1 protein-coding gene and 1 pseudogene are annotated in these 2,044 nt (G+C 54.2%); both read right to left on the reverse strand.

Going from position 1 to position 2,044, the window contains the following annotated elements; translation table 11 throughout:
- A pseudogene (locus AC07XM_RS30950) lies at window positions 1–617 on the reverse strand (DUF6708 domain-containing protein); the annotation flags it as partial.
- Window positions 617–2,044 (reverse strand): T6SS effector BTH_I2691 family protein (locus tag AC07XM_RS30955; RefSeq protein ID WP_495046079.1); only part of this gene is annotated, 1,428 nt, incomplete at its 5' end. The gene AC07XM_RS30955 and the pseudogene AC07XM_RS30950, both read right to left, overlap by 1 nt.

Consider the following 2,044-nt stretch of genomic DNA (forward strand, 5'->3'; position numbering starts at 1 on the left):
CAGACTAGCCCTAGTCGCATGCCCAAGCTGAGTGAGTCATCTTCTGGGTCGATGGCTGTGCTTCCGGTTGTTTTCCAGGGGAAAGCGACGATGCCGCCGCAGTATTTCGGTCGATGTAGGTGAACTTGTTGGGTTGCTCGATTGAAGCGAATGAGTAGGTGACGGCTAGTCAGCATTTCTAGTCGGGTTAAGTGAATTCCATACTTTGAATAAAGATACACTAAGGTCGAGGTGACTGAGAGCATTATAAGCGTTGTAAGAATAGTGATTACAGAGCGACCCTCAGGGTCTGTGATGTCCATCCAAATAAACCCGGTGGTGATGTAAAGTCCCACAGCAACGGCCGGGGCGATGGCTCCGAGCGTTGCGAGCGTAATAAGGCCGCGCTTTTCTTCTGAGCCACCACAGCGAATGTCTAAGAAGATGTCGTTAAAAGCGAATACAGGGCCTCTTGCGCGTGGGTTTTCACTAACGGGCTGAAAGTGCATTTCTTCATCCAGCTCGCCCTCATACAAATCTTGACGCTTCTCATTCGGTGTCAGTTCTGCTTCATATGCTTTTCGCGCAGCTTCGGATTCAGTAGCCATTTGCCAAAAACCCCATTCGATCAGATACATCACAATACCTCGCTGAATGCGGTGTGCAGGGTCTTTAGTTCTTCCTGTTCTTCAAACGGTTTTGAGTTCTTTGCAAGGCGGAAACTGCTGCGTTTGCACCACTTTTCCAAAGCGTCGTCTTCAAATATGTAAATTATCACTGTCAGGACCAGGCCGATCCAGAAAGCGCCAAGAATGAGGCGGGCAAGTAATAGCCGAGCGGCTTGCGTTCCGAGCTTTTTTGCAAGCTCTCTCAAGGACGTGGATACCATCCTAGCCAGCTTGGTTTTGGCATTATGAGAAAGGTATTCGAAGAGAGGCTTTGCAATCGCGACTGCTGTTCCTAACTCTGCTAGCGAAAGGGTTATTGTCGCCATTCCTCTTACAAAATACGTAGCAGCCAAGAGTCTCGAGTTTTTTTGGGCCTGCTTGGTAGCGCCACTCTGGCTGCTTTTGAAGTGCTCAACCGAATCTGTGAAATCCCACCACGCCAGTAGTGAACCTCCGATACCAGCCAATCCCGCCCCCCATAGCTTCAACCTTCCCAATGTTGCGGCCGCCCCTTTCCCAGTCACACTGTTAGCGCCGTATCGGGTGACCACTTGGTCTACATAGCTGGCCCCAATTTCAAAACCCGCAGCAGCCGTGGTCATCGCGGCCGCCAAGAGTTCGGTCTTCACCCGCGCATCACTGTCAGGCAGCTCGCGGGCTTTGAAGGCCATCAGCATGCCTTCGATGAGGCATATCAGGCCCGCAGCACGAACTTTATAGAAATCACTTTGCTTGTTATCAGCCTGCATTAGCCCTTCGGCCCAGGCTTGATCCAAGTACCGTGCAATCTGGCCACCGGTGCGTTGCGGATTGATTGGCTGCCCACTTCGTGCAGCTTCACTCACGCGTATTTCGACAGCCGTTTCATGTACCGAAGCAAACAACGCCAGGCGCAGGCCATGGTGCATCGCTCGGTCTGGGCTGCTCGGTGCCCCGGTTCTCAGTACCTGTCGCCCCAGCGCGACGTACCATCCATACAGGCCGATGCTGACGCTGCTGTTCCGCTTCTGCAGTTCTTCATACAGCGTGTTGATGCGTGCAAAGGCATTCGCTGCGGCATGGGCGCGTTTGGCAAGGCCTTCGGCCAGCGTGAAGTTTGATTCTGCGGGTGGTTCGGCCTTGGCTGTTTCCAGCAGCGCCGCAAGCTCCTCTCGGATGTCATCCTGGTTGTAGCTGATGCCGCGTATTGCCAGGTTTGCCCGGTCGGCCACGTCGCTACGCCACCAGTGGTCCAGCACCTTCGTGCCCCATTCACTCAACTCCATGCCGATCACGCACTGGCCGGTCTGCTCGGCAAAGGCCAGGCCGCTAATGAGGTCGGCGTTGTCGTAGCGGTCCAGCGCTTGCAGCAACCGTTCGCTGACTACCCAACGGGCATGGTCCTTGGCGCGGTCTTC

The organism is Pseudomonas sp. GW460-LB5, from assembly GCF_059423245.1.